We start from the raw sequence: 6,375 nt of genomic DNA, 5'->3' as shown, positions 1-6,375 counted from the left end.
TCATGGTCTCGACCAGGCTGAAGATCGTCATCCTTGCTCCCAACGTTGGCTTTGACCAGTGCGTCGAGAGGCGAGACTGTCGCATCTCTAACTGGCCCAACTGTCGCATTACTAAATAGCCCCTACACGGTTGGATCGCATAAGGTAAATTATGGAACTAAACTGGCTAACGACGGTGTCACCTGATCTCACGAAAGGTGATCGAGTAGCGCAGCCATTCAACAGGCGGGATGGAATGCTTCCATTCATTCCTGCTTGGCCCTGACAGCAGAGAGGCCGAGCCGGGTTCCGGTGATATAGAGAAGCGTTCCCATTTGCTGCCAGTTCGCCGTCTCAGCATAAACGTACAGGTAGATAGAAGCGACAGGCCGACAACGCGGGCGAAGGCCGCCTTATCCCTGTGCCAGCCGATCGGCGCGCCAGGCTCATCTTCCGTCACCAGTACCTGCTGCAAACTGTCAGGTCGAATGCCGGCGAAACGGGCGGCGATGTCGCGGACTGGCAGCAGATCGTCAGGGATTTGGCGGTCGTGAAAGGCGCAAGATGGGCGCGTTGACCCATGGCAGCCACAATCTCCACTTTGGGATCATGGCGTCTGACGATGAAGTGGGCGCTTGTCGGGCGACTTCCTTCCAGCTTAGCCCGCGCCGGCCCTTGGAAATAGTAAACAGTTGGATTTAGCGCGATCTCGCACAATTGACGATTGGTTAGCTAGCCCTAGCTCCATGCTTTCATCGCGGTCAGGATCCCATGTCAGCACTTACTTCCGTACTCCGCCAAGCCATCCAGCGCTCCAATGATACCACGGTCGAAGGGCGGCAACGTATCTATGCTTCCGCCCGTCGTGGGATAGAACGGCTTCTTGCACGCGCAGACATGCCGACTGGGCATGATTCTCTGCCGACCCAACTGCACAGGCTCGAGGAGGCGATCAAGGAAGTCGAAAGAGAATTCTCGGCTGATGACCGCGACCACACCGGCCTCCAGCTGGATAGCAATCTGCCCGATCTTTCGACCGAGCGCCGGCCGCGGCGTAGCCGTGCCAAGAACCGCACGTGAGGATAGCGTTCGTGTTTAGTTTGATCCGCTAGCGTCAAGCCATTTCGAGTGATGAGGATGCGGTCATCGAAGCGGCGGTTTTCGATTGATCGTGGGAGGCATTCAGCCGCCGCGCCACGATATCGTGATTGAGCCACTGGACAGGCCCAGATGGGTTAGAGGATTCGCCAAAAATAAGCTGCCCGGTCGCCTCGACCACGAGGCCGCTCAAATGGTCGCTGATCATTGCCTTGGTGCCGCGGTGCATGGCGGTGATTTCATTGGACGTGCCGATAGTCAGATCGGCCTGTGCCTGGCTATTTGCCATCGGCCACGCCGAGAAATCGTAGAACGGGCGCATGACGTCGCTGGCCTGCATGGCGGTGATTTTGCGGAAGACATCATCCATGGTGAAGCCGTCCGCCAGAAGGTGCTGGCATGCCAGCCACTGCTCCTCTGCCCATCGCCCGCCGTTCTCCTTCTTTAACGCAAGCAGCAGCGGGATCAGCGGCAGCTCGATCCCGGTGAATACGTCGGAGGAATTCGTGCGGATTTCGGGACAGTTATAGACCGTAGCCTTTACACCCGTGGCCCACGCATCCTCCGCGATACGCTCAAGCCGCATCTTGGCGTAGCCTTGGGTATAGTTCGTGTAGGTCTGCCAGCGATAGCTTCCGTCGATGAGAACTGCCGATCCGTGGTAGCCGTAGGCCGTATACCGGACCTGCCCGCCTGACGCCTCGACACGCTCACGGATGGCCGCACTAAAGTCGATGAGGTGTCGGTAGGTGTTTGCGGAGACGTCATCGAAATTCTGCAGGATGAGCTTGCCCATATCGCTGTCGAGCAGCGCCTGCGACGACATATGACGGCTTCCGCGTCCCTTGTAGATTCGATTGGCGACGACGAGAAATATCTTCGCCTTCGGGATGCCTCCAGCCATCGTGTGGGCAAAGAATACATTCCGGCCGCCCACAATCATGCCATCGAGGATGGCCATGACCTCGAAAAGTGCTGTTGTGAACCGCTTGGTGGCAATCGCCCGGCATTGCGAGACGTAATCCCCGTCAAGCTTTTCCTGCTGCCAGTTCTCGAGCGTCATTGCAGCAAGCAGATCGGTCGGCGTCGGACCGCCTTCGGGCGCGTCGAGATCGAAACCTGCCATCAAGGGAATGTTGATGATCCTGCCACCCAGCCGGGACTCGGCCGCTGACAACTCCTCGGCGTTAAGCGGACGCAAGAAGTTGTTCTCGTCGCGCCGTCCAACGGTCATGCCGACGATGTCCATGCCAGCCTTGCGGGCTTCGTCCAGCAAGCCTGTGGCGTATCCGCGTCCGAAAAGCTCACCGAATAGGACGAAAACGTCGCCCTTTCGGAAGACGGTATTTTCGGACAGGTGGTTCAATGCGACCGGGTTTTCCATACGTTCGCTCTTTGGTTACATGTCGCCGAGCCAGACTCGAGCGACCTTTGATTGTCACAAGACCGCGGCGGCGCGGAAAAAGGAAGTCATTTTGAGTTTCTGTTCATTTCAAAACGTGATGACGGTGGGGTTGCTTCGGTCCCTTTGACCCGGGCGAGATGGAGGGTATTTCAACTGCTCGGCCAAGGTTTGGTTTGCGACGGCGCTAGCGTTGCGCAAATCGGCGCTCAATCAATTAGGATTGTTTGCACAGCCTCTCTCGAACTTGTCCGCCCGCATCCACAGGCCGTGCTGGTTGCGGTCCATCCCGGCACCGTCCGCACGAAGCTGGCTGATGGTAACGTTTGTCCTGCTGCACGGAGCAGCCTCTCTTTGCAGCGGTGTAATCACAGCCGTTGTACCACCGGCTTTTCGCTCCTTGCTGATCGATGATACCGGTACAGAACTCCGCGGGATTGCGCTTCCCGTGCTGGCCAGGTTGCATCCGGCGCGATGCAGGTCGGGTCGTCGCCGACGCTCGTCCCGATGCTGCGGCGGCCCCATTGAGCTTCCGTTCGTTGCCCTGCCTTAAACGGCCGCTATCGAGCGCCGGATGCTCCCCGTTTGAGGAGACCGGTTCGCGACCCGGCCCCTGCTCGATGACCCGATCACGATAGCCGCGACGGGAAAGGCGGTGACCGAGCGGGGATGTCTTTCGCAGCCGGCTGCTGAAATGACACAGGAATTGATTCGGAGCTGGACGGGATCGTCCACCTTTCTCGGCCGAATTCCAGGACCGCGAGCCCTATAAACCACTCTCCAGCCAACTGACCTGCTCCGGCGAGAGCCGGATATCGAGCGCCGAGAGACTGTCCGCCAGCTCACCTACGGTTCGCGGTCCTATCAGCGGTATGAGGGGAAATGGCTGTGCGATGACATAGGCCAATGCCACATGGATGGGGTGGCGACCGAGTTTTCCGGCAAGTTCGATGGCCCGGTCACGGCGTTCGAAGTTCCGCTCCGAATACCAGACCCGTACCAGTTCTTCGTCGTCTTGCTTGTCGCGTCCGGCCCTGTTCGTGAAGAACCCCCTTCCCTGGCTTGACCAGGCGAAGTTCGGCATCTGCTTTTCCGTCAGCCATGCCTTCCAACCATCGTCAGATGCGGCGACACATCCTGCCCAAATCGGGTCGAGCATCTCGGCGAGCGAAAAATTGTTGGAAAGCGCCCCTGGCGCCGTCTTCCCATTCTTCCGGGCATAGGCGATCGCCTCGTCCATCCGCTCGCGACCCCAGTTCGACCCGCCGAAAATGCCGCGGATCCTGCCCCGCCTCACTTCCGCATCCATCGCGTCGACGAATTCGCCAACCGGTATGTCGGGATTGTCCCGGTGCATGAAATAGACGTCGAGATAGTCGGTCTTCAGTCTGTCAAGCGATTGATCCAGTTGCCTGGCGATGACGTCGGGATAACAAAGCGGCGAGTGGGCGCCCTTGCCGATCAGGATAAATTCTTCGCGCGGCACCTGCCGGCTGGTGTGCCAGTCGCCGAAAATTTTCTCTGTCTTGCCGGCGCCGTAGACATAGGCGGTATCGAATACATTGCCTCCCGCCTCGTAGAAGGCGTCCATGGTCAATGACGCCGCGGCGAAATTCGGGAAGAACTCGAAGCCGAGGCTGATCGCCGAAGCCTCCTTGGCGACGCCCGGAATCTGCCGCTTCGGAATGTCGCTGCCGAGACGCACTCTGCCGCCGGTTATGTTGGTGGAACGCCTGACGGCCGTTTCGACAGCGTATTCCAGGCCAACCGAGGCGCGCCATTGGTCAAGAACGCGCAGATTGCCGAGCGAGTCCGCCGCGCTCATTCCCGGCCGGGAAAATTCACCACGCCCCCGGCGGATCGCCTCCCCGACCGCATCGACCTCGAAGGAATAGAGGTACCGTTTTTCCTCAAGTTCGATGGTTTCGCGCACGTCGCCCTTGATGATCTCGATCCGTCCGACGCCGCCCTGGCGGCCCGAGGCGAACCAGAAGTCCTTTACTTCGATCCGTCCCTTGGAGCCGATGATGCGAAGCACATTGTCCTGCTGCGCCATGATTGAGCAGGAAACCTCGGCGACGATGCCGTTTTCGAACTTGAGGACAGCGGAGGCCCATTCGTCGACGCCGGATTGGCCAAGGTGGGCTGCGCCGGCCACGGTCTTGGGCTCCGTGAAGTCCATGCCGTCAACGGCTCCGGCAATCAGCCGGGCCATGGATACGGGATAGCCTCCGACGTCCAGAATACCGCCGCCCGCCATGTCGCCATTGAAGAGCCGGTGCTCCGGCCTGAAGCTTCCCATGTTGAAGCCGAAGCTCGAGCGGATGATCCTGATGTCTCCGATGACTCCGCTCTTGACCAGTTCGACAAGCCGAGCCGTCTGCGGATGAAGACGATACATATAACCCTCGCCGGCAAAGACCTTGGCCTTCTTCGCTTCATGGAAGATCACGTCGGCGTCGAACGCAGAAAGCGCCATCGGTTTTTCGACCAGCACATGTTTGCCGGCGCGAACCGACTTGATCGCCCATTCCGCATGTCCGACATGGGGGACCGCGACATAGACTGCGTCAATCTCGGGATCCTTGAGCAGCGCGTCGTAACCTGCGACGATCCGCGCTCCCGGAAAGGCCTCTGAAAGACCGGGCTTGTCCGGATCGCGAGTGGCGATGGCGGCGAGCCGGCCGGTCTGCGAATGCGCGATACCTTCGGCGAATGCACGTGCAATGGTGCCCGGACCGATGATCCCCCAACGGACATGGTTCTCTGCAGTCATGATTTTTCCTCTGATACTCTTTGAAATTGCTTAGCGGAGGCGATTGCCTGTTTGATCGAAAAGAAAGACGCGGCTCGTCGGCACGCCCACGGTAAGATGCCGGCGGTCGCCCCCGTGGCGGTTTTCAGGTTGCTCGATGACGACTGTCTCACCGGCAAGGCTTGCGTGGACGTAGCTGGTATTGCCGAGATGCTCGGCCACTTCGACGGCCACGGTCAGATCCGCATCACCCCCGCCTGGCGGGGCAAAATGCTCGGGACGAATGCCGAGCGTGACAGTTGCGCCCAATCCGATCTGGGCTGAAAGCTGGAACGCGAACCGGACATTCCGGTCGGACGAGAGGGCCACGACCGCTCCGTCCGGTGTCTTTTCCACCACTTCCGCCTTCAGGAAGTTCATCTTCGGCGAGCCGACAAAGCCTGCGACAAACTGGTTGGCCGGATCGTCATAGAGATCCAGCGGCGCTCCCACCTGCTCGATATGTCCTGCCCGCAACACGACGATCTTGTCTGCAAGCGTCATGGCCTCGGTCTGATCGTGGGTCACGTAGATCATCGTCGTTCCAAGCTGCTTGTGCAGCTTGGAAATCTCGACCCGCATCTGGACGCGGAGCTCCGCATCGAGGTTCGAAAGCGGCTCGTCGAAAAGGAATACCTGCGGCTCGCGAACAATCGCCCGTCCGATGGCGACACGCTGGCGTTGGCCACCCGAAAGCTGGGCAGGACGCCGGCCCATCAGCTCGTTGATCTGCAATATGTTCGCAGCGAGCGCGACACGGCGGGCGGTATCGGCTTTCGGGTTGCCGTTCATCTCCAAGCCGAAGGAGAGGTTCCGCCGGACGGTCATGTGGGGATAGAGCGCATAGGACTGAAAGACCATCGCGATGCCGCGATCCGAGGGTTCGGTGTCATTGACCACTTTTCCACCGATGCTGATGGTGCCCGCGGAGATATCCTCAAGGCCGGCGATCATGCGCAGCAGGGTCGATTTCCCGCATCCGGACGGCCCGACGAAGACGGTGAACTCGCCGTCCTCGATCTCCAGGTTTGCTCCGTGAACCACCTGATAGGCCCCGAAGCTCTTAACGACATTTTCGAGTTTGATTTTCGCCATGATCCCT

The 6,375-nt window shown here is 59.5% G+C and carries 4 protein-coding genes and 1 pseudogene; 1 reads left to right on the top strand and 4 read right to left on the bottom strand.

Translation table 11 applies throughout. The annotated features are described in order from the left end of the window. Window positions 1-178: 178 nt before the first annotated feature. Window positions 179-532: pseudogene (locus tag C5J26_RS25685) on the bottom strand (alpha-ketoglutarate-dependent dioxygenase AlkB); the annotation flags it as partial. A gap of 218 nt (window positions 533-750) precedes the next feature. Here C5J26_RS25685 and C5J26_RS32875 point away from each other — a divergent pair. Continuing rightward, a complete protein-coding gene (locus C5J26_RS32875) occupies window positions 751-1,059 on the top strand; it encodes a hypothetical protein (RefSeq protein WP_172746068.1) in 309 nt (102 codons plus the stop codon). A gap of 34 nt (window positions 1,060-1,093) precedes the next feature. On the opposite strand, the gene C5J26_RS25675 is transcribed toward C5J26_RS32875, so the two are convergent. The 3 genes from C5J26_RS25675 to C5J26_RS25665 form a co-directional block, all read right to left on the bottom strand. Then, window positions 1,094-2,461, bottom strand: a complete 1,368-nt coding sequence (locus tag C5J26_RS25675; RefSeq protein ID WP_105404348.1) for a hypothetical protein — start codon at window positions 2,459-2,461, stop codon at window positions 1,094-1,096. Between the two features lie 784 nt (window positions 2,462-3,245). Beyond that, window positions 3,246-5,255 (bottom strand): aldo/keto reductase, encoded by a 2,010-nt coding sequence (locus tag C5J26_RS25670; RefSeq protein ID WP_105404347.1) that lies wholly within the window; start codon window positions 5,253-5,255, stop codon window positions 3,246-3,248. Between the two features lie 30 nt (window positions 5,256-5,285). Next, on the bottom strand, window positions 5,286-6,368 hold the full coding sequence (locus C5J26_RS25665; RefSeq protein WP_105404346.1) for an ABC transporter ATP-binding protein: 1,083 nt from the start codon (window positions 6,366-6,368) through the stop codon (window positions 5,286-5,288). Window positions 6,369-6,375: the final 7 nt, after the last annotated feature.

Origin of the sequence: Neorhizobium sp. T7_12 (genome assembly GCF_002968535.1) — a bacterium.
GTDB classification, from domain to species: Bacteria; Pseudomonadota; Alphaproteobacteria; order Rhizobiales; family Rhizobiaceae; genus Neorhizobium; species Neorhizobium tomejilense.
This window is presented reverse-complemented; position numbering and strand designations above follow the sequence as displayed.